General features: G+C 75.0%; 15 protein-coding genes and 1 riboswitch. Of the genes, 6 read left to right on the top strand and 9 right to left on the bottom strand.

Translation table 11 applies throughout. The annotated features are described in order from the left end of the window. Positions 1-50: 50 nt before the first annotated feature. The gene (locus HUT16_RS30775; RefSeq protein ID WP_176191304.1) at positions 51-716 is read left to right on the top strand and encodes a peroxiredoxin-like family protein; all 666 of its coding nucleotides are present in this window, start codon (positions 51-53) and stop codon (positions 714-716) included. A gap of 134 nt (positions 717-850) precedes the next feature. Here the strand turns inward: HUT16_RS30775 and HUT16_RS30770 are convergent, their stop codons facing one another. The 5 genes from HUT16_RS30770 to HUT16_RS30750 all read right to left on the bottom strand — a co-directional run bounded on the left by HUT16_RS30770 (position 851) and on the right by HUT16_RS30750 (position 7773). Next, positions 851-2314, bottom strand: a complete 1464-nt coding sequence (locus tag HUT16_RS30770; RefSeq protein WP_176191303.1) for a CHAP domain-containing protein — start codon at positions 2312-2314, stop codon at positions 851-853. 188 nt (positions 2315-2502) lie between these two features. Beyond that, the gene (locus tag HUT16_RS39430) at positions 2503-3747 is read right to left on the bottom strand and encodes a transglycosylase family protein (RefSeq protein ID WP_303392113.1); all 1245 of its coding nucleotides are present in this window, start codon (positions 3745-3747) and stop codon (positions 2503-2505) included. 321 nt (positions 3748-4068) lie between these two features. Further along, positions 4069-4698 (bottom strand): bifunctional 4-hydroxy-2-oxoglutarate aldolase/2-dehydro-3-deoxy-phosphogluconate aldolase, encoded by a 630-nt coding sequence (locus HUT16_RS30760; RefSeq protein ID WP_176191302.1) that lies wholly within the window; start codon positions 4696-4698, stop codon positions 4069-4071. 82 nt (positions 4699-4780) lie between these two features. Next, positions 4781-6415 (bottom strand): amidohydrolase family protein, encoded by a 1635-nt coding sequence (locus HUT16_RS30755; RefSeq protein ID WP_176191301.1) that lies wholly within the window; start codon positions 6413-6415, stop codon positions 4781-4783. Beyond that, the gene (locus HUT16_RS30750) at positions 6415-7773 is read right to left on the bottom strand and encodes an alanine racemase (RefSeq protein WP_254898059.1); all 1359 of its coding nucleotides are present in this window, start codon (positions 7771-7773) and stop codon (positions 6415-6417) included. The genes HUT16_RS30755 and HUT16_RS30750 overlap by 1 nt, the downstream gene beginning before the upstream one ends. 249 nt (positions 7774-8022) lie before the next feature. Between HUT16_RS30750 and HUT16_RS30745 the strand changes: the two genes are divergently transcribed. Genes HUT16_RS30745 through HUT16_RS30735 form a run of 3 tightly spaced genes read left to right on the top strand, consistent with a single transcriptional unit; the run spans position 8023 to position 10388 of the window. Continuing rightward, the gene (locus HUT16_RS30745) at positions 8023-9123 is read left to right on the top strand and encodes a sugar kinase (protein WP_176191300.1); all 1101 of its coding nucleotides are present in this window, start codon (positions 8023-8025) and stop codon (positions 9121-9123) included. 47 nt (positions 9124-9170) lie between these two features. Further along, positions 9171-9929: an IclR family transcriptional regulator gene (locus tag HUT16_RS30740; protein ID WP_176191299.1), complete on the top strand. Its 759-nt coding sequence runs from the start codon at positions 9171-9173 to the stop codon at positions 9927-9929. A 48-nt stretch (positions 9930-9977) separates the two neighbouring features. Beyond that, a complete protein-coding gene (locus HUT16_RS30735) occupies positions 9978-10388 on the top strand; it encodes a RidA family protein (protein WP_176191298.1) in 411 nt (136 codons plus the stop codon). A 47-nt stretch (positions 10389-10435) separates the two neighbouring features. Here HUT16_RS30735 and HUT16_RS30730 read toward each other — a convergent pair whose 3' ends face one another. After that, positions 10436-11548, bottom strand: coding sequence for a cobalt-precorrin-5B (C(1))-methyltransferase (locus HUT16_RS30730; protein WP_176192948.1), 1113 nt, complete (start codon positions 11546-11548; stop codon positions 10436-10438). Between the two features lie 337 nt (positions 11549-11885). Between HUT16_RS30730 and HUT16_RS30725 the strand changes: the two genes are divergently transcribed. Continuing rightward, a complete protein-coding gene (locus HUT16_RS30725) occupies positions 11886-12626 on the top strand; it encodes a cobalt-precorrin-6A reductase (protein ID WP_176191297.1) in 741 nt (246 codons plus the stop codon). Positions 12627-12645: 19 nt separating this feature from the next. Here the strand turns inward: HUT16_RS30725 and HUT16_RS30720 are convergent, their stop codons facing one another. Genes HUT16_RS30720 through HUT16_RS30710 form a run of 3 tightly spaced genes read right to left on the bottom strand, consistent with a single transcriptional unit; the run spans position 12646 to position 16174 of the window. Further along, the gene (locus HUT16_RS30720; RefSeq protein WP_176191296.1) at positions 12646-14298 is read right to left on the bottom strand and encodes a precorrin-2 C(20)-methyltransferase; all 1653 of its coding nucleotides are present in this window, start codon (positions 14296-14298) and stop codon (positions 12646-12648) included. Next, positions 14295-14921 carry a precorrin-8X methylmutase gene (locus tag HUT16_RS30715; RefSeq protein ID WP_176191295.1) on the bottom strand — a complete coding sequence of 209 codons (627 nt, stop codon included), beginning with the start codon at positions 14919-14921 and terminating at the stop codon, positions 14295-14297. The genes HUT16_RS30720 and HUT16_RS30715 overlap by 4 nt, the downstream gene beginning before the upstream one ends. After that, positions 14918-16174 carry a cobalamin biosynthesis protein CobG gene (locus HUT16_RS30710; protein WP_254898058.1) on the bottom strand — a complete coding sequence of 419 codons (1257 nt, stop codon included), beginning with the start codon at positions 16172-16174 and terminating at the stop codon, positions 14918-14920. Before HUT16_RS30710 ends, HUT16_RS30715 begins: the two co-directional genes overlap by 4 nt. Before the next feature lie 217 nt (positions 16175-16391). Beyond that, a riboswitch (cobalamin riboswitch) is annotated at positions 16392-16467 on the top strand. 191 nt (positions 16468-16658) lie between these two features. Between HUT16_RS30710 and cobN the strand changes: the two genes are divergently transcribed. Next, the gene (gene cobN, locus HUT16_RS30705; RefSeq protein WP_176191293.1) at positions 16659-20267 is read left to right on the top strand and encodes a cobaltochelatase subunit CobN; all 3609 of its coding nucleotides are present in this window, start codon (positions 16659-16661) and stop codon (positions 20265-20267) included. Positions 20268-20290: the final 23 nt, after the last annotated feature.

The raw sequence follows: 20290 nt of genomic DNA, 5'->3' as shown, positions 1-20290 counted from the left end.
ACAGTTTTGGCGTACGGCCTACACCTACGAGGAGCCTCCGAGGAGCCCACGTGTCCCGACTCCGGACCGGCACCACCGCACCGCCCCTCCCCACCGCCGACGCCGCCGGCGCTCCCCTGCCGCCGGTGCCCGCGGACGGCCTGACCCACCTGCAGTTCCGCCGCTTCGCGGGCTGCCCGATCTGCAACCTGCACCTGCGCACCTTCGCCGTCCGCCACCCGGAACTGCGCGCGGCGGGGGTGCGGGAGACGGCCGTCTTCCACTCCCCCGCCGCCGAACTCCGGCCGTACGCCGACGGGTTGCCGTTCCCGCTGCTGGCCGACCCGGAGCAGCGGCTGTACCGGGCGTACGGGGTCGAGCGCGGCGCCCGCGCCCTGCTCGATCCGCGGGTCTGGCCGTCCGTCGTCCGCGGCCTCGCCCGCAGCGTCCCGCTCGTCCTGCGCGGCCGCGAACGCCCGCCCGCCGCCCGCCCCCTCGGCGGCCGCCTGGGCCTGCCCGCCGACTTCCTCCTCACCACCGACGGCCGGATCGCCGCCGCGCACTACGGCACCCACGCCGCCGACCACTGGTCCGTCGACCAGGTCCTCACCCTCGCCACCGAACACCGCGCCACCGAACACCGGACCAGCGAGCACCGCGCCACCGAACACCAGGTCACCGAGCACCAGGTCACCGAGCACGGAGACGCAGCGCACCGGGCCGCGGACCTGGCCTAGGGCCCCGCGCGGCCCGGCAACGAACGCGGACGCGCCGCTGGGCGCGGAGCAGGTGGCTCCGCGCCCAGCGGCGCGTCGGACGGTCACCGACCGTTCGGTGACGACCGTTCGGTGACGACCGGGTGTTGCTGCGGTCAGGCGCTCGGGGTGGCGCTGATCTGCTGGAAGCCGTCCGCGCCGTCAACCAGGGTGTAGCCGCCCCAGTGCCCGGCGGAGTAGTCGCCGTCGTTGTTGTAGACCCGGTTGTCCGAGCCCACCGCGAACAGGTGCACGATGCCGCCGGTCGCCGTGGCGGTGATCTGCTTGAACCCGGCGGTGCCGTCGACCAGGCCGAAGCCGCCCCAGTGCCCGGCGGAGTAGTCGCCGTCGTTGTTGTAGACCCGGTTGTCCGAACCGAGCGCGTAGAGGTGGACGGTGTTGCCGGTGACCGCGGCGGTGATCTGCTGGAAGCCGCCCGCCCCGTCGACCAGGCCGAAGCCGCCCCAGTGCCCGGCGGTGAAGTCGCCGTCGTTGTTGTAGACCCGGTTGTCCGAACCGAGGGCGAACAGGTGGACGGTGTTGCCGATCGCGGCGGCGGTGATCTTCTTGAACCCGGCGGTGCCGTCGACCAGGCCGAAGCCGGTCCAGGTGCCCTTGGTGTAGTCGCCGTCGTTCTGGTAGACGCGGCCGTCGGAGCCGAGGGCGAACAGGCGGACGGTGTTGCCGGTGACCGCGGCGGTGATCTGCTGGAAGCCGTCCGCGCCGTCGACCAGGCCGAAGCCGTTCCACTTGCCGACCGAGAAGTTGCCGTCGTTGTTGTAGACGCGGCCGTCGGAACCGATCGCGAAGAGGTGGACCGTGTCGTTGATGGTGACGGCGGTGGTCTGCTTGAAGCCGGCGGTGCCGTCGACCAGACCGAAGCCGTCCCAGTGGCCGGCCGTGTAGTTGCCCTGGTCGTTGTAGATGCGGTTGTCGGAGCCGAGGGCGAAGACGTGCACGCCGGTGGGGGCGGCCGGGGCGGGCACCGAGGGCGGGGTCGGGACGGAGTTGTTGCCGCCGTTCGGCGAGACGTACCCGCTGATCTTCATCCCCATGTAGGAGCTGTAGCCGACCGTGGAGCTGAACCGGCCGGACAGCCGGACGTGGGACTTGGCCGCGCCGCCGCCACCGCTGTTGCCGCTGATCGTGGTGATGGTGCCGTCGCTGTTGAGCGAGGAGACGATGGCGACGTGGTCGGCGTAGTCGGTGCCGTTGTAGTTGAAGACGACGGCGTCGCCCACGTGCGGGGTGGGGTGCAGCCCCCCGTTGTACGTCCCGAAGCTGCCGGCCGCCGGGGTGAGTCCGGAGACGTTGACCCCGCTCTGCGCCCACACCCACTTGGCGAAGTCGGCGCACCAGTTCTCCGGCGAGCCGCCGTTGCCGGTGCAGCTGCTGTAGTAGCCGGTGCCGCCGGCGCTGTTGGTGGCGCAGGCGGTGTTGCCGATGTTGGCGTTGGCGATGCTCACGATGCTCGACCCGACGCTGGCCGAGGCGTTCTGGGCGGCGGCCAGCACGGAGATCGGCAGGACGGCGGCGGCGGTGGCGGCGACGAGGGTGCGGCGCAGGATGTTGTTGCTCATGGCGTGGTGGGTCCTCACGTGTCAGGTAGGAAGTCTTGGTGGGCGCCGGTCGGAAGGCGCCGGGGGGGACGGCACCGGATGGGCACGGTGCCGGAAGGAAGTGGTGCCGGAAGGAAGGTGGTGCAGGAAGGAAGGTGGTGTCGGCCGGCCCCGAGGGGCGGCGGGGGGTGACTCGCCGGTGGCGGTGGTCAGTTGGTGATGGCGGTGGTGATCTGCTTGAAGCCGTCGGCGTTGTCGATCAGGCCGAACGCGGTCCAGGTGTGGGCGGCGTAGTCACCGTCCTTCTCGTACACCCGGTTGTCCGAACCCAGCGCGTACAGCCGCACCGTGTTGCCCGTCACCGCCGTGGCGATCTGCTTGAACCCGGCAGTGCCGTCGACCAGACCGAAGCCCGTCCAACCACCCTGCCCGTAGGCGATGTCGTTCTCGTAGATCCGGTCGTCCGCACCCAGCGCGTACAACCGCACCGTGCCACCGCTCACCGCCGCCGTGATCTGCTTGAACCCGGCGGCACCGTCGACCAGACCGAACGCGGTCCAGGTGTGGGCGGCGTAGTCGCCGTCCTTCTCGTACACCCGGTTGTCCGAACCCAGCGCGTACAGCCGCACCGTGTTGCCCGTCACCGCCGTGGCGATCTGCTTGAACCCGGCAGTGCCGTCGACCAGACCGAAGCCCGTCCAACCACCCTGCCCGTAGGCGATGTCGTTCTCGTAGATCCGGTCGTCCGCACCCAGCGCGTACAACCGCACCGTGCCACCGCTCACCGCCGCCGTGATCTGCTTGAACCCGGCGGCACCGTCGACCAGACCGAAGCCGGTCCAGCTGCCCTTCGCGTAGTCGCCGTCGTTCTCGTAGATCCGGTTGTCCGAACCCAGCGCGTAGAGGTGGACGACGTTGTTCACCGTGACCGTGGTGATCTGCTTGAACCCGGCGGTCCCGTCGACCAGGCCGAAGCCGGTCCAGGTGCCCTTCGCGTAGTCGCCGTCGCTCTCGCGGATCCGGTCGTCCGAGCCGAGGGTGTACACCCGCACCGTGGCCTGGGCGGGCTTGGGGGTCTCGACGGGGTAGGGGTTGGCGGTGTCGGCGCCCAGACCTGCGGCGGGCCCGCAGACCGGCCAGGCCGACTGGCCCTGTACGGCGAGGACCTTCTCGGCGATCAGGATCTGCTGCTGCTTGGTGGCCAGGTTGGCGCTCGGGGCGTAGAACGTTCCGCCGAACGCGGCCCAGGTGGAGGAGCTGAACTGCAGTCCGCCGTAGTAGCCGTTGCCGGTGTTGATGCTCCAGTTGCCGCCGCTCTCGCACTGGGCGACCTTGTCCCAGGTGCTCACCGACGCCGCCGAGGCGTGGGGGGCCGCGCAGACCACCGGGGCGAGCAGACCGGCCAGGGTGGCGGACAGCGCGAGGACGGGCTTCAGACGGGCACGGGCAGACATGGGACCCCCCAGGTTCTCAGGTGTGGAATCGGGCACGGCGCGAACGGGCCGCGGCCCGGATCCGCGCACCGGGCTTGAGGTGCGGCGGTTTCGCTCTCTCCCAGCGGGGCTTCGTCCTGCTGGCGATGAATAGCTTCGCCGCAGATCAGCGGGGCCGGAAGGGCTTCGCGCTGTCGCCAATCGGCCTGGCGGCTTCCGGACATCAAGTCATGCCCATGCCAATAAAAGCGGCACGAAAAGGCCGGGGCGGACGGTGCCGCACCCGGCCTTCGCACTCCGCGTACTCCGCGCGCACCACGCACACCGCGTGGCGGGCCCGGCTCAGCCGAGCGTGGCGGTGAACTCCTTGGCGCGGCGGGTGATGTCGGCCCAGTCGCCGTCCGCAACGGCCTGCGGGGGGACGACGTCGGTGCCGGCGCAGACGGCGAGGGCGCCGTGGTCGAGGAAGGACCTGGCGTTGCCCGCGTTGACGCCGCCGGAGGCGACCAGCGGGACGTCGGGGTAGGGGCCGCGCAGGTCCTTGAAGTAGCCGGGGCCGAAGGCCTTGGCGGGGAAGATCTTCACCGCGGCGGCGCCGAGGTCGACCGCGTCGGCGACCTCGCTGGGGGTCAGCGCGCCCATCACGACCGGGATGCCGGCCTCGCGGGCGACGTCGGCGACGGCGGGGCGCAGCCCGGGGGTGACCAGGAACCCGGCACCGGCGGCGATCCCGGCCCGGGCCTGGTCGGCGGTGAGCACGGTGCCGACGCCGATCCGGCAGCCGGCCGCGGCGGCGCGGGCGATGTGGCGGGTGACGTCGGGGGTGGTGAAGGTGAGTTCGGTCCAGGCGATGCCGCCCTCGGCGAGCGCTTCGCAGAGCGCGACCGCGTCGGGGATCACGGGGGCCCGCACCACCGCGATCACCGGCTGCCGGGCCAGTGCCGCGCGCAGGTCCGTCGTTTCGGTTCCCATTCTGGACAACTCCTCTTCACACACGATCGGTTCGAATCAGCAGTGCGGAACACGTAGGCTCCACAACGGAATTGACGGTTCGTCAGTCGAGTGCCCGGACCTTGCGGTCGGCGCCGCGGCGCAGCGCCCGGCCGGCCAGGTCGCCGGTGGGCTTGCCGTCGGTGAGCGCGGCGACGCCGTTGACCAGGACGTGCCGGATGCCGTCGGCGGCCTGCCGGGGGTGGTCGAAGGTGGCGGTGTCGCGGACGGTCCCGGGGTCGAACAGGACCAGGTCGGCGTGGTGGCCGGGCCGGATCAGGCCGCGCCGGTCGAGGCCGAGGCGGCGGGCCGGCCGGCCGGTCATCCGGGCGATCGCCTGTTCCAGCGTGAGGACGCCCAACTCGCGGACGTAGCGGGCGAGGTAGCGGGGGAAGGTGCCCCAGCCGCGGGGGTGCGGGCGGGCGCCGACGAGCAGTCCGTCGCTGCCGACGGTGTGCACGGGGTGGCGCATGATGGCGCGGACGTTCTCCTCGTGGCCGACGTGCTGGAGGATGGTGGTGCCCAACTGGTCGGCGCGCAGCAGGTCGAAGAAGACCTCGGTGCCGGTGCGGCCCTGTTCGGCGGCGAGTTCGGCGACCTTCCGGCCGACGGCGGCGGACAGCGCGCCGTCGCGGACGCCGGAGATCTGGATGGTGTCCCAGTCGGTGACCACGCCGTGGCAGCCGTCGCTGCCGCGTTCCTCGACGTCGGCGCGGATGCGTTCGCGGGCGGCGGGGTCGGCGAGCCGGGCGAGGGTGGCCTCGGGGCCGCCCTCGGTGGACCAACTGGGCAGCAGGGCGGCCAGCGTGGTCGAGCCGGGCAGGTAGGGGTAGCTGTCGAGGGTGATGTCGGTGCCGTCGGCGAGCGCGGCGTCGACCAGGGCGAGGAACTGTCCGGCGCGGCCCTCGTTGACGCCGAAGTTCATGGTGGCGTGGGTGAGGTGCAGCGGGCAGCCGGAGCGCCGGGAGATCTCCACCATCTCGGCGTAGCCCTCCAGCGCGCCCGCGCCGTAGGAGCGCTGGTGGGGTGCGTGGAAGCCGCCGCGGGCGGCGACGACGGCGCACAGCTCGACGAGTTCGGCGGTGTCGGCGTACATGCCGGGGGTGTAGGTGAGCCCGGTGGACATGCCGACCGCGCCGTCGGCCAGCGCCTGGTCCAACAGGTGCTTCATCCGGTCGAGTTCGGCCCGGGTGGGGGGCCGGTTGTCCCAGCCCATGGCGAGCATCCGGACGGAGCCGTGCGGGGCGAGGTAGCAGGTGTTGACGGCGACGCCCGCGCCGTCGCCCGCGTCGAGGCGGTCGAGGTACTGGCCGACGGTGCGCCAGTTCCAGTCGAACTCGTCGTCGGCGGGGTCGCCGTTCCAGCCGGCGAGTTGGCGGCGCAGCGCGGCGAGCGTGGTGTCGTCGGCGGGGGCGTAGGAGAGGCCGTCCTGGCCGAGGACTTCGAGGGTGATGCCCTGGGTGATCCGGGAGGGGTGGTCGGGTTCGAGGAGCAGCCGCAGGTCGGAGTGGGCGTGCATGTCGATGAAGCCGGGGGCGAGGACCAGCCCGTCGGCGTCGACGACCTGACGGGCCGTCAACTCCCCGCGTGCGCGGCTGATCTCCGCGATCCGGCCGTCGGTGACGGTGACGTCGGCCCGGTGGCGGTCGGCGCCGGTGCCGTCGATGACGGTGGCGCCGCGCAGCAGCAGGTCGGCCATCAGAAGTACGTCCGGAGCAGGTCGACGACGCGGGGGTTCTCGGCGTCGGCGTGGTCGAGGACGGGGATGAGGCTCCACTTGTCGAAGGCGGTGCAGGGGTGGGACAGGCCCAGCCGCAGCACGGCGCCGACGGGGGCGGCCGGTCCGGCGTCGCGCAGGAAGGCGTGCTGGTCGTTGAGGGCGGTGACGGCGGCGCCCTCCAGCGGGCCGCCCGTGGATCCGGCTGCGCCGCGGACGAGTTGGGGTTCGGGCAGGCCCTCGTCGAACGGGAGGTCGCGCTTCCCGGCGTCGAGCAGCGCGAGTCGGGGTTCGGGGTGGGAGACGACGCGGGCCCAGCCGTGCATGGCGGAGCGCAGCGGGGTGGCGCCGGCGGCCCGGGCGAGCGGGGAGATGCCGCGGTAGAAGCCGTCGTCGTGGGCGAGGTAGGCGCCGGCCCGGACGATGACGGCGGTGCCGGGGACGTGCTCGGCGAGCGGGGTGAGCTCCTCGGCGACGGTGTCGAAGTAGGCGCTGCCCCCGGCGGTGACGACGGGGGTGCCGGTCGGGTAGTCGGCGGCGAGGCGGCGGTGCAGGTCGGCGAGGTCGGCGAGGTAGCCGCGCACGGCGGCGAGGGCGGGGTCGGAGGCGTCGTGGGCGAGGGCGCCCTCGTAGCCGCCGACGCCGGCCAGCCGCAGGGTGGGGGCGGCGAGGACGGCGGCGGCGACCTCCAGGGCGGCGGGGACGCCGCGGGCGCCGGTGCGGCCGCCGGGGCCGCCGAGTTCGACCAGGACCTCGACGGGGCGGGTGGCGCCGGCGGCGCGCAGGGCGGCGTCCATCTGCCGGACGCCGTCGGCGGAGTCGACCCAGGAGGTGAAGGCGAAGCCGGGGTCGCGGTCGAGTTCGGCGGCGATCCAGGCGAGTCCGGCCGGGTCGAGCAGGGCGTTGGCGAGCAGCAGGCGCCGGACGCCGAAGGCGCGGGCGACCCGCAGCTGGGGGAGGTTGGCGAGGGTGACGGCGTGGGCGCCGGCGGCGAGTTGGGCCTGCCAGAGGGCGGGGGCCATGGTGGTCTTGCCGTGCGGGGCGAGCAGGACGCCGGCCTCGCGGCACCAGGCGGCCATGGTGTGCAGGTTGTGGTCGAGGGCGGCGGCGTCGAGGGTGAGCAGGGGGGTGCCGAGGTCGTCGAGGGTGGGGCGGGTGGCGAGCCAGTCGCGGACGGTCAGCCCGTGGGCGGCGGCGGGGGCGGCCTTGAAGCGGAAGTCGAGCGTCTCGTCGGCGAGGGCGGCGACGGCGGCGGTGTCGATGCCGGGGCCGGGGGCGGGGTCGGCGAAGTACCGCCGTTCGGTGCCCGTCCGGTCTGCCGTTCCTGCCGTTTCGCTCATCGCGCTGCCTCCGTGTCGAACCCCGGCCCACTCGCGAGCTGGGATGTTGCAACATGCGCAACCTCTATTGCGCATGTTGGTGATACGGTTCTAGCATTCACGCCGGACGGCGGTCAACGGACCGCGACGCGGCCCGTCCACCCCTCCCACCAGGCACGCAGCACCGGGGCTCACCGCCGAGCACCGGGCCGCGCGGGCCGTCGGCGGCGGGAGCGGGAGCACGGGCCCGAGGGCGAGGGAGCGGGTTTGATGGCGGATCAGGACGGGGCGGGCCAGGACCATGCGGCCGCCGCCCGGGCCGTGTGCCTGGGCGAGTCGATGGCGGTGCTGCTGCCCGACCGGCCGGGGCCGTTCGAGGCCGTGGGCGGCTTCCGCCCCTCGGTGGGGGGCGCCGAGTCCAACGTGGCGGCGGCACTGGCCGCGCTGGGCGTGCCGACGGCGTGGATCAGCCGGGTCGGCTCGGACGGCTTCGGCCGCCGCCTGACCGGGGACCTGGCCGCGGCGGGGGTGGACGTGTCGGCCGTCGCCGTCGACCCGCACCGCCCGACCGGGGTGTACCTGAAGGAGACCGGCGGCTCCGGCCTGCCGCACGACCTGGGCCCGGGCCGCTCCCGCCTGCACTACTACCGCACCGGCTCGGCGGCCTCCGCGCTCTCCCCCGCACTGCTGGACGACCCGGCGGCCGCAGCCCTGCTGGACGCCGCGCCGCTGCTGCACCTGACCGGCATCACGCCCGCGCTGTCCGACGACTGCCTGGCCCTGGTGCGCGCCCTGCTGGCCCGCCGCCGCCCGGGCCGGCTGGTCTCCTTCGACCTGAACTGGCGCCCGGCGCTGTGGCGCCTGCGCGACCCGGCGGTGCTGCCGGAGCTGCTGGACGCCGCGGACGTGCTGCTGCTGGGCGCGGACGAGGCCGAGGAGGCGTTCGGCACCGGCGACCCGCGGGCGCTGCGCCGGCTCTTCCCGTCCCCGGCCACCCTGGTGGTCAAGGACTCCGGGCACCTGGTCAGCGCGCTCGACCGGGACGGGCGGCAGGTCACCGAACCGGCCCTGCGGGTCGAGGTGGTGGAGCCGACCGGCGCGGGCGACGCGTTCGCGGCCGGCTACCTGGCCGGCACCCTGCGCGGCCTGGACCAGCGCTCCCGGCTGCGCCTGGGCCACCTGGCGGCGGCGGGCGCGCTGACCGCGCCCACCGACCACGGCGCGCTGCCGGACGCGGCGACGGTGGCCGCGCTGCTGGCCGCCGACGAGGACGGCTGGGCGGCGACCCGGGTCTCCGCGTCCGGCATCGACTCCCCCGCCCTGCCCGCTCCCGTCCACGCGCCTGTCCACGCGCCCGTCCACGCGCCCTGAGTCCGCACCACCCCCTCCCGGCACCCTCGAACACCCTCGGGACACCCATGAGCCAGACCGTCACCCGCGCCCTGCGCCTGCTCGCCGAACTCGGCGAGGGCGAGCGCTCCCTCGACCAGTTGGCCGAGCTGATCGGCGTGCACAAGACCACCGTGCTGCGGCTGCTGCAGAGCCTGGAGGAGGAGCGCTTCGTCCACCGCGACGCCCAGTACCGCTACCACCTCGGCGCGGGCCTGTTCGCGCTCTCCAGCCTCGCCCTGGAGCAGCGCGGCATCCGCCGCACCGCCGCCCCGCACCTCGCCGAACTGAACGCGGCGACCGGCCAGACCGTGCACCTGGCCGCGTACGAGGGCGGCGAGGTGGTCTACATCGACAAGTACGACTCGCGGCACCCGGTGCGGATGTACTCGCGGATCGGGCTGCGCGCGGCGCTGCACAACACGGCGGTGGCCAAGGTGCTGCTGGCCGACCTGTCACCGGCGGAGCGCCGCCGGGTGGTGGACGGCATCGAGTTCACCGTGCACACCCCGAACACGATCACCAGCCCGCAGGCGCTGCTGGCCGAACTGGACCAGGTCGCGGTGCAGGGCTGGGCGCAGGACCACGCCGAGCACGAGGCGTTCATCAACTGCGTGGCCGCGCCGATCCGGGACGCCTCGGGCCGGGTGGTGGCCGCGGCGTCGATATCCGTGCCGGACGTGGTCCTCCCGTACGAGCAGGTGCTCGAACTGCTCCCCCCGCTGCTCGCCTGCACCCGGGCGATCTCCGCCGACGCGGGCCTCCCGGCCCGCGGCACCGTCCACTGACGCCGCGCCTACCTGATGCTGCGTCAACAACCTTCTGGAGTACGACACATGAGCGACAAGATCGAGGTCCGTACCGACGGCGCGCCCGCCCCGGCCTGGATGTTCTCCCAGGGCGTGCGCAAGGGCCCGATCCTGCAGGTCTCCGGCCAGGGCCCGCAGGACCCGGCGACCGGCGAGTACCTGTACCACGGCGACGTGAAGGCGCAGACCCGGCGGACGCTGGAGAACGTCAAGGCGATCGTCGAGGCGGGCGGGGCGAGCATCGAGGACGTGGTGATGTTCCGCGTCTACCTGACCAAGCGCGCCGACTTCCCGCTGATGAACGAGGTGTACGCGCAGTTCATCGAGGAGAACGTCCCGCCGGGCGGGGTGAAGCCCTGCCGCACCACGATCTTCGTCGAACTCCCGCAGGAGCCGATGCTGGTGGAGATCGACGCCCAGGCCGTCGTCACCGGCTGACCCGCGCTCCCCGTCCGGCCGAAGGCCCGTGGTCGGGGGCCCCGCGGTCAGGGGCCCTTCGGGGCGGCCCGGCCGACGATCGTGCCCGCGCGGTCGATGCAGATCACGTCGACCGTGACGGGCGCGCCGAGCAGCACGCCGAGCGCGGTGGCGCGGGCCCGTTCGGCCACCAGGTCGCCGAGCGGGACGCCCGCCGCCGCGCACGACTGCACCGCCTCCAGGGCGGTGTTGGCGGCGGCGACCCGGGCCGCCAGCTCCTCGGTGGCGCCGCATTCCCGGGCCAGCGCGGCGAGCCGGGCCTTGTCGACCTGGGAGCGGCCGGAGTGCAGGTCGAGGTGGCCGGCCGCGAGCTTGGACAGTTTGGCGAAGCCGCCGCAGACCGTCAGGCGCGGAACCGGGTGCCGGCGCAGGTACTTGAGGACGGCGCCGGCGAAGTCGCCCATGTCGAGCAGCGCGTCCTCGGGCAGGCCGTACTCGGCGACCACGACCTTCTCCGAGGTCGACCCGGTCGCGCCCGCCACGTGGGTGCGACCGGCGGCGCGGGCCACGTCGATGCCGCGGCGGATCGAGTCGATCCACGCCGAGCACGAGTACGGCACGACGATGCCGGTGGTGCCGAGGACGGACAGGCCGCCGAGGATGCCCAGCCGCGGGTTCCAGGTGCGCCGGGCGATCTCCTCGCCGTGGTCGACGGACAGCTCCACCTCCACGTCCCCGGACCCGCCGAACTCCCGGGCCACCTCGGCGATCGCCTCGCGGATCAGCTGCCGGGGCACCGGGTTCACGGCCGGCTCGCCCACCGCCAGCGGCAGGCCCGGCTTGGTGACCGTCCCCACGCCGGGGCCGGCCCGGAACACCACGCCACTGCCCGGCGGGCCGGGCCGCACGGTGGAGCGCACCAGCGCGCCGTGCGTCACGTCCGGGTCGTCCCCCGCGTCCTTGACCACCCCGGCGGCGGCCCGGCCGGGCGCCGACTCCTCCACGGCCAGCGCGAACGCGGGCCGCTCGCCCCGGGGCAGCGTGATCACCACCGGGTCCGGGAAGCCGCCGCCGAGCAGCGCCGTGTACGCGGCCTTGGTCGCGGCCGTCGCACACGCGCCCGTCGTCCAGCCCGGCCGCAACCCGCTGCTGCGCAACTGCTCCTTGCGCCCACCACTCACCACGGCCCCGCCCACCTGCGCAGCACCGCCCGCCGGCCCGGCACTGCCCGCCTGCGCGGCCCCGCCCGCCACAGCACCGCCCGACGACCCGGCACCCTCCGCCTGCCCAGCACTGCCCGCCTGCGCGGCCCAGCCCGCCGCGGCGCCGCTCACCGCAGCGCCTTCACCGCCGCCCCGCACGCCACCGTCCGCCACGTCGTCCCTCCTGCCGCTCCCGCGCTTGCGCGCTCTCGTCTCCGTCCCCGCCGCCCCGCACCGTCCCACGGCGCCCGTCCGCCCGTTCCGCCGCCCCGGTTAGGGTGGTGTGTCCTGAACGCACCGGCCCCCGGGAGTCCGCATGCACGTCCTGATCCTCGGCGGCACCAGCGAGGCCCGCCGGCTGGCGGACCTGCTGGCGGCCGACCCGGCGCTGCGGGTGACCAGCTCGCTGGCCGGGCGGGTGGAGCGGCCGCGGCTGCCCGCCGGGGAGGTCCGGGTCGGCGGGTTCGGCGGCCCGGCGGGCCTGGCCGCCTGGCTGCGCGCCCACGGGGTGGACGCGCTGCTGGACGCCACCCACCCCTTCGCCGAGCGGATCAGCCGCAACGCGGCGCTGGCCGCCGCCGACACCGGTGTCCCGCTGCTGGCGCTGCGCCGCCCGAGCTGGGCGGCGCAGGACGGCGACCGGTGGCACCGGGTGGCGAGCCTGGCCGCCGCGGCGCAGGCGCTGCCCGGGCTCGGCACCCGGGTGTTCCTGACCACCGGACGCCAGGGCATCGCGGCCTTCGCGCACCTGGACGGCCTGTCCTTCCTGGCGCGTTCGGTCGAACCGCCGGTGCCGCCGATGCCCGCGGACACCGAAGTGCTGCTGGAGCGCGGCCCGTTCACCCTGGACGGGGAGCGCGCGCTGCTGCGCGCCCACCGCATCGAGGTGCTGGTGACCAAGGACAGCGGCAGCGCCGCCACCGCCCCGAAGCTGACCGCCGCCCGCGAACTGGGCCTGCCCGTGGTGGTGGTGGACCGCCCGGCCGCCCCGGCCGGGGTGCGGACCGCCCCGAACGTGGCCGGGGCGGCCGACTGGGTCAGGCGGACCATCGGCTGACGGTGCGTCAACTCGCCCGCTACTGCTCGGGGTAGCGGCGCGGCGTCCACACTACTTCGCGCTCGCCGCCGCGCCGCACCCACCGGGTCTGGGTGGAGCCGACCAGCAGCAGGGTCCGCATGTCGACCTCGGCCGGGTCGAGTTCGGCGAGCGCGACGGTGCGGACCCGCTCGGTGGGGCCGCCGACGTCCCGGGCCATCACCACGGGGGTGTCCGGGCCGCGGTACTCCAGCAGCAGGTCGCGGGCCGAAGCGACCTGCGTGGTACGGGACTTGGAGCCGGGGTTGTAGAGCGCGAGGACGAGGTCGGCCTCGGCGGCGGCGCGCAGCCGGCGGGCGATCACCTCCCAGGGCTTGAGCCGGTCGGAGAGCGAGACCACGGCGTAGTCGTGGCCGAGCGGCGCACCGGCCCGGGAGGCGGCGGCGTGCGCGGCGGTCATGCCGGGCAGGACCCGGACGGGGACGTCCCGGTAGGGGTCCTCGCAGGCGGCTTCGAGGACGGCGGTGGCCATCGCGAAGACGCCCGGGTCGCCGGAGGAGACCACCGCGACGCGGCGGCCGCGGCGGGCCAGGTCGAGGGCGAACTCGGCGCGCACGCCCTCGACCTTGTTGTCGGAGCCGTGCCGGACCTGCCCGGCGCGCACCGGCACCCGGTCCAGGTAGGTGGTGTAGCCGACCAGGTCGGTGGCGTTCGCCAGGGCGCCGCGCGCCTCGGGGGTGAGCCACAGCGGCCCGGCGGGCCCGGTACCGACCACGACGACCTCACCGGCCGGCCCGGGAGCCTCCTGCGCCGAGGCCTCCTGCACCCGGTCGTCCGAGGCCCGGTCCTCCTGCGCCGAGGTCTCCTGCGCCCGGTCGTCCGAGGCCCGGTCCTCCTGCGCCGAGGTCTCCTGCGCCCGGTCGTCCGGGGCCGCGAAGGGCCGTCCGGCCGAGTCGAGCGCGGCGACCCGGCTGGGCAGCACGGCGAGCGAGAAGTACGGGACGCCGTCGGGGTCGACGTCGGCCAGCCACCCGGTGCGCTCGCCGTCCATGGTGGCGCGCTCGACGTACCTGGCCTCGGCCAGTCGGCCGGTGCGCTCCAGGGCCCGGCGGACGGCGGGGAAGGTGCGGCCGAGCTTCATGACGACGGCGGAGTCGGTGGCGGCGAGGCGGGCGGCGAGCTCCTCCTCGGGGAGGGTGCCGGGGATGACGGTGAGCACCTCCTCGGCCTCGACCAGGGGGGTGCCCAGGCGGGCGGCGGCGGCGCTGATCGAGGTGACGCCGGGGACGACCTCGGCGGGGTAGCGGTGCGCGAGCCGCTTGTGCATGTGCTGGTAGGAACCGTAGAACAGCGGGTCGCCCTCGGCGAGGACGACGACGTCGCGTCCGGCGTCGAGGTGGGCGGCGAGCCGTTCGGAGGCTTCCCGGTAGAAGTCGTCGAGCGCGCCGCGGTAACCGCCGGGGTGGTCGGTGGTCTCCACGGTGACGGGGTACATCAGCCGTTCCTCGATCTGGCCGCCCGTCAGGTAGCGCTCGGCGATGGCCCGGGCGTGCGAGCGGCCGTGCCGGGCGCAGTGGTAGGCGATGACGTCGGCCTTGCCGATGAGTTCGGCGGCGCGCACGGTGACCAGCGAGGGGTCGCCCGGTCCGACGCCGACCCCGTAGAGCTTTCCGACGTTCTGACGGTCCGTCATTCCTCTTCGCTCGCAATCGCGTTGATGGCGGCGGCGGCGATGGCGCTGCCGCCTCGGCGGCCCCGGACCACCAAGTGCTCCAGGGCCGAGGGGTGGTCGGCGAGGGCCTGCTTGGACTCGGCGGCGCCGATGAAGCCGACGGGGACGCCGATGACGGCGGCGGGGCGGGGCGCGCCGGCCTCGACCATCTCCAGCAGGCGGAACAGCGAGGTGGGGGCGTTGCCGACGGCGACGACCGCGCCCTCCAGCCGGGGCAGCCACAGTTCCATCGCGGCGGCGCTGCGGGTGGTGCCCAGGGCGCGGGCGAGTTCGGGGACGGCGGGGTCGGTGAGGGTGCAGAGCACCTCGTTGTCGGCGGGCAGCCGCTTGCGGGTCACGCCGCTGGCGACCATGTTGACGTCGCAGAGGATCGGCGCGCCGGCCAGCAGGGCGCGGCGGGCGTCGGCGACGGCGTTCGGCGACCAGAGCAGGTCGTCGACCAGGTCGGTCATGCCGCAGGCGTGGATCATCCGGACCGCGACCCGGGCGACGTCGGCGGGCAGGTGGGCGAGGTTCGCCTCGGCCCGGATGGTGGCGAAGGACTGGCGGTAGATGGCCGCGCCGTCCTTCTCGTAGTCGATCATTCGGTCCTCCGCCATTGGGCGTTGCGGGCTTCGGCGACTGCCTCGGCCGTGTCGTTCTCTTCGGTGTCGCGGACGGTGCCGTCGACGGTGACGCGGTGTCCGGCCGCGGTGGCCAGGACGTCGACCCAGCGGCCGACGGGGTGTCCGCAGCGGCGGGCGCAGCCGGACCAGTGGACGGGCAGCCCTTCGGCGGGGGCGTCGGCGACGGCGCGGGCGGCCTGGGCGCGGACGTCGGCGAGGGACTTTCCGCAGCCGGGCAAGCCGGTGCAGGCGGTGACGCCCTCCCAGGGGCCGCCGGGGGCGGTGCGCAGTCCGGCGTCGGCCAGCCGGGGCAGCAGGGCGGGGTCGGCGCCGGGCAGGACGACGCCGCGCCAGGGGGTGAGCCGGGCGGGGTGCGGGGCGTGCGCGCCCAGGGCGTCGGCGAGCAGCCGCCACTGGTCGCCGGTGGCCCGGCCGAACCGCAGGCCGACCGAGAGGCCGCCGGGCAGGCCGCCGGACGAACCGCCGGACGGGCCGCCGGGCAGGACGCCCAGGGCGGGCCGTTCACCGGCGAACGGCGGGAGCGGGACGTCGCCCTCGGGGAGTTCGTGCTGGATCTCGCGCGGGTGCCAGGCCCGCCCGCCCGCGAGGGCGAGGAAGCGGCGGGCGGCGTCGAGCGCGGCGGGCACGGGGGCGTCGACGGCGGTGGCGCGGCGGGCCCGGCCGGTTCTGAGCAGGGCGCGGCCGCCGTCGACTGCGATCAAGGTCACATCGGCGTCGAGCGCGGCGACGTCGCCGCGGCCGTCGTCGAGGGCGAACAGGAACTTGCCGGACAGCGCGGCGGCCCACGGGGCGGCGCACAGCGCCTCGTCCAACTCCCGTACCCACTGCAGGATCCGGCTTCCGCCGGTGCCGCGGCCGTCGAGTCCGGCGAGCGGGGAGGCGACGATGTTGCGGACGCGTTCGTGGGTGTCGGAGGGCAACAGGCCCGCGGTGCGCAGGCGTTCGGCGAGGTCGGCGGCGCAGTGGCCGGCCAGGCCGCGCAGCTGGAGGTTTCCGCGCGAGGTGATCTCGGCCTCGCCGTCGCCGAGCGCGTCGGCGGCGTCGGCCACGGCGAGCAGCTGACGGTGCGTCAGCTGCCCGCCGGGTATCCGGAGTCGGGCGAGGTGCCCGTCCTCGGCGGGGTGCAGGCGGAGCGCGCCGGGGCAGGCGTCGGCTCGGCCTCGGTCGGGCCCGACGGAGGGTGCCTGGGCGGCGTCGGGTGTCGGTGGCATGGCGGCGAGCATACCCACCGGGTGCGGGCGCGCCACCGCCTCGTACGTCACACCCCGGGCCCGCTGCGGCGGTGATCGCCCAGCTCAGCGCGGTGCGGGCGGCGGGGGTGGTCGGGTTTCGGTCAGCGTCACAGGTCACACTCCCCCGACGGCCGATCACCCCGTACGATGCTGCCGGGCGCCTCTCGGGGCGTCCGCTGCCAGCGACGGCACAGCGGAGGAAGTCCGGTGCGAATCCGGTGCGGTCCCGCCACTGTGACCGCGGCTCACCGAGCCGTGGGAGCCAGGAACTCCGGCCGTCCTCCACCGCCCGGGGCGAGGACCTCGAGGAAGGCTGTTCCATGCGCTGCCGCATGCCCGTGCCCCGGCGGGTGCCCGCCGTCGCCGGGCCGTCCCGTGCCGCCCGTCCCGGGTCGTCGCGCTCCGCCCGCCCCGTGCTGCCCGCCCGCCCCGTGCCGTCCGAGACGCCCGGGAGGGCTTCCGCATGATCCTGCTGCTGTCGACGTCCGACACCGACCTGTTGAGCGCCCGCGCGGCGGCCGGCCCGGTGCCGTTCCGCTGGGCGAACCCGGCCCGGCTCTCGCCCGAGGAGCTGCCCGCGCTGCTGGACGGCGTGCAGCTGGTGGTGGTGCGGCTGCTGGGCGGCCGCCGGGCCTGGCAGGAGGGGCTGGACGCGCTGCTGGCCGGCCCGCTGCCGGTGGTGGTACTGACGGGCGAGCAGGCGCCGGACGCGCAGCTGATGGAGCTGTCGACCGTCCCGGCGGGCATCGCGGCGGAGGCGCACGCGTACCTGGCGCACGGCGGCCCGGCGAACCTGGCGGAGCTGGGCGCCTTCCTGTCGGACACGGTGCTGCTGACCGGCCACGGTTTCGCGCCCCCGGCCTCGGCGCCCGCCTGGGGCCCGCTGGAGCGGGAGGCGCGCACCGCCGAGGGGCCCTCGGTCGCGGTGCTGTACTACCGGGCGCACCACATGAGCGGGAACACCGCGTTCGTGGAGACGCTGTGCCGGGCGGTCGAGGACCGGGGCGCGCGGGTCCGGGCGTACTTCTGCGCGTCGCTGCGCGGGGCGGAGCCGGAGCTGCTGGCGGAGCTGGGCGCGGCCGACGTGATCGTGACGACCGTGCTGGCGGCGGGCGGCACCCGCCCGGCGGACGCGCAGGCGGGCGGGGACGAGGAGGCCTGGGACGCGGGCGCGCTGGCCGCGCTGGACCGGCCGATCCTCCAGGCGCTCTGCCTGACCTGGTCGCGGGCCCAGTGGGAGTCCAGCGACGACGGCCTGTCCCCGCTGGACACGGCGACGCAGGTCGCGGTGCCGGAGTTCGACGGCCGGCTGATCACCGTGCCGTTCTCGTTCAAGGAGGTCGACGAGGACGGGCTGACGGTCTACGCGGCGGACCCGGAGCGGGCGGCCCGGGTCGCGGGCATCGCGGTGCGGCACGCCCGGCTGCGGCACACCCCGGCGGCCGAGCGGCGCCTCGCGCTGGTGCTGTCCGCGTACCCGACCAAGCACGCCCGGGTGGGCAACGCGGTGGGCCTGGACACCCCGGCGTCGGCGATCCGGCTGCTGGAGCGGCTGCGCGCGGAGGGCATGGACCTCGGCGACGGCCTGCCCGGCCTGGACACCGGCACCGAGGGCGGCCACGAGGGCGACGCGCTGATCCACGCGCTGATCGACGCGGGCGGCTACGACCAGGCCTGGCTGACCGAGGAGCAGTTGGCCCGCAACCCGGTGCGCATCCCGGCCGCCGACTACCGGCGCTGGTACGCCACGCTCCCGGCGGCGCTGCGCGAGCGGGTGGAGGAGCACTGGGGCCCGGCGCCGGGCGAGCTGTACGTGGACCGTTCGCGCAACCCGGACGGCGACCTGGTGCTGGCGGGCATCCGCTCCGGCAACCTGCTGGTGCTGGTCCAGCCGCCGCGCGGGTTCGGCGAGAACCCGGTGGCGATCTACCACGACCCCGACCTGCCGCCCAGCCACCACTACCTGGCGGCGTACCGGTGGATCGCGGCGGACCGCGCGGACGGCGGGTTCGGCGCGCACGCGGTGGTGCACCTGGGCAAGCACGGCAACCTGGAGTGGCTGCCGGGCAAGACCGCGGCGCTGTCCGCGGAGTGCGGCCCGGACGCGGCCCTCGGCGACCTGCCGCTGGTCTACCCGTTCCTGGTGAACGACCCGGGCGAGGGCACCCAGGCCAAGCGCCGGGCGCACGCCACGCTGGTGGACCACCTGGTGCCGCCGATGGCGCGCGCCGACTCCTACGGCGACATCGCCCGCCTGGAGCAGCTCCTCGACGAGCACTCCAACATCGCGGCGATGGACCCGGCGAAGCTCCCGGCGATCCGGGCGCAGATCTGGACGCTGATCCAGGCCGCGAAGCTGGACCACGACCTGGGGCTGGACGAGCGCCCGGAGGACGACGGCTTCGACGACTTCCTGCTGCACGTCGACGGCTGGCTGTGCGAGGTGAAGGACGCGCAGATCCGCGACGGCCTGCACGTGCTGGGGCAGGCGCCGGCCGGCACCGACCGGGTCAACCTCGTGCTGTCGATCCTGCGGGCGCGGCAGATCTGGGGCGGCGTGAGCGCGCTGCCGGGCCTGCGCGAGGCGCTGGGCCTGGACGAGGCGGCGCTCACCCTGGGCGCGACGGACGCCGCCGAGGCGCAGGCCCGCTCCCTCGTCGAGGCGATGGAGGCCGAGGACTGGGACCCGGGCGCGGTGGAGAAGGTCTCGGCCGGCCTGCCCGCCGCCGTCGCCGACGTGCTGACCTTCGCCGCGACCCAGCTGGTGCCCCGACTGGCCGCCACCACTGACGAGTTGGACGCGGTGCTGCACGCGCTGCAGGGCGGTTTCGTCCCGGCCGGGCCGTCCGGCTCCCCGCTGCGCGGGCTGGTCAACGTGCTGCCCACCGGCCGCAACTTCTACTCGGTGGACCCGAAGGCCGTCCCGTCCCGGCTGGCCTGGGAGACCGGCCAGGCGCTGGCGTCCTCGCTGGTCGAGCGCTACCGGGCCGACAACGACGGGCAGTTCCCGCCGTCGGTGGGCCTCTCGCTGTGGGGCACCTCGGCGATGCGCACCGCGGGCGACGACATCGCCGAGGCGCTGGCCCTGCTGGGCGTGCGCCCGGTCTGGGACGACGCCTCGCGCCGGGTGACCGGTCTGGAGCCCGTCCCGGTCGAGGAGTTGGGCCGGCCGCGGATCGACGTGACGCTGCGCATCTCGGGCTTCTTCCGGGACGCCTTCCCGCACGTGGTGGCGCTGCTGGACGACGCGGTGCGCCTGGCGGCCCGGCAGGAGGAGCCGGACGAGCAGAACTTCGTCCGCGCCCACGTGCAGGCCGACCTGGCCGAGCACGGTGACGAACGCCGGGCCACCGTCCGGGTGTTCGGCTCCCGCCCGGGCACGTACGGGGCGGGCCTGCTCCAGCTGATCGACAGCCGGGACTGGCGCACCGACGCGGACCTGGCCGAGGTGTACACGGTGTGGGGCGGCTACGCGTACGGGCGCGGCCTGGACGGGCGGCCCGCGCGCGAGGAGATGGAGAGCGCGTACCGGCGGATCACGGTGGCGGCGAAGAACACCGACACCCGCGAGCACGACATCGCCGACTCGGACGACTACTTCCAGTACCACGGCGGCATGGTGGCCACCGTGCGGGCGCTGACCGGCGCCAGCCCGGCCGCGTACATCGGCGACTCGACCCGCCCGGAGACGGTGCGCACCCGCACGCTGACCGAGGAGGCGGCCCGGGTCTTCCGCGCCCGGGTGGTCAACCCGCGCTGGCTGGAGGCGATGCGCCGGCACGGCTACAAGGGCGCGTTCGAGATGGCCGCGACCGTCGACTACCTGTTCGGCTACGACGCGACCACCGGCGTGGTGGCCGACTGGATGTACGAGAAGCTGACCCAGGAGTACGTGCTCGACCCGGTGAACCGCGAGTTCTTCGCCGAGGCCAACCCGTGGGCCCTGCACGGCATCGCCGAGCGCCTGCTGGAGGCCGCCGGGCGCGGCCTGTGGGCGGAGCCGGACGCGGCGCTGCTGGACGAGCTGCGGCAGGTGCTGCTGGAGACGGAGGGCGACCTGGAGGGCGAGTGACGGCGGCCGGGGCGAGTGAACCC

The organism is Kitasatospora sp. NA04385 (assembly GCF_013364235.1).
Taxonomy (GTDB): domain Bacteria; phylum Actinomycetota; class Actinomycetes; order Streptomycetales; family Streptomycetaceae; genus Kitasatospora.
This window is presented reverse-complemented; position numbering and strand designations above follow the sequence as displayed.

Excerpts from the sequence above, each read along its gene's own strand:
- HUT16_RS30750 (WP_254898059.1), bottom strand. The coding sequence starts at position 7,773 with ATGAGCGAAACGGCAGGAACGGCAGACCGGACGGGCACCGAACGGCGG.
- HUT16_RS30735 (WP_176191298.1), top strand. The coding sequence starts at position 9,978 with ATGAGCGACAAGATCGAGGTCCGTACCGACGGCGCGCCCGCCCCGGCC.
- HUT16_RS30725 (WP_176191297.1), top strand. The coding sequence starts at position 11,886 with ATGCACGTCCTGATCCTCGGCGGCACCAGCGAGGCCCGCCGGCTGGCG.
- HUT16_RS30715 (WP_176191295.1), bottom strand. The coding sequence starts at position 14,921 with ATGATCGACTACGAGAAGGACGGCGCGGCCATCTACCGCCAGTCCTTC.
- HUT16_RS30720 (WP_176191296.1), bottom strand. The coding sequence starts at position 14,298 with ATGACGGACCGTCAGAACGTCGGAAAGCTCTACGGGGTCGGCGTCGGA.
- HUT16_RS39430 (WP_303392113.1), bottom strand. The coding sequence starts at position 3,747 with ATGTCTGCCCGTGCCCGTCTGAAGCCCGTCCTCGCGCTGTCCGCCACC.
- HUT16_RS30755 (WP_176191301.1), bottom strand. The coding sequence starts at position 6,415 with ATGGCCGACCTGCTGCTGCGCGGCGCCACCGTCATCGACGGCACCGGC.
- HUT16_RS30710 (WP_254898058.1), bottom strand. The coding sequence starts at position 16,174 with ATGCCACCGACACCCGACGCCGCCCAGGCACCCTCCGTCGGGCCCGAC.
- HUT16_RS30770 (WP_176191303.1), bottom strand. The coding sequence starts at position 2,314 with ATGAGCAACAACATCCTGCGCCGCACCCTCGTCGCCGCCACCGCCGCC.
- HUT16_RS30760 (WP_176191302.1), bottom strand. The coding sequence starts at position 4,698 with ATGGGAACCGAAACGACGGACCTGCGCGCGGCACTGGCCCGGCAGCCG.
- HUT16_RS30745 (WP_176191300.1), top strand. The coding sequence starts at position 8,023 with ATGGCGGATCAGGACGGGGCGGGCCAGGACCATGCGGCCGCCGCCCGG.
- HUT16_RS30740 (WP_176191299.1), top strand. The coding sequence starts at position 9,171 with ATGAGCCAGACCGTCACCCGCGCCCTGCGCCTGCTCGCCGAACTCGGC.
- cobN (WP_176191293.1), top strand. The coding sequence starts at position 16,659 with ATGATCCTGCTGCTGTCGACGTCCGACACCGACCTGTTGAGCGCCCGC.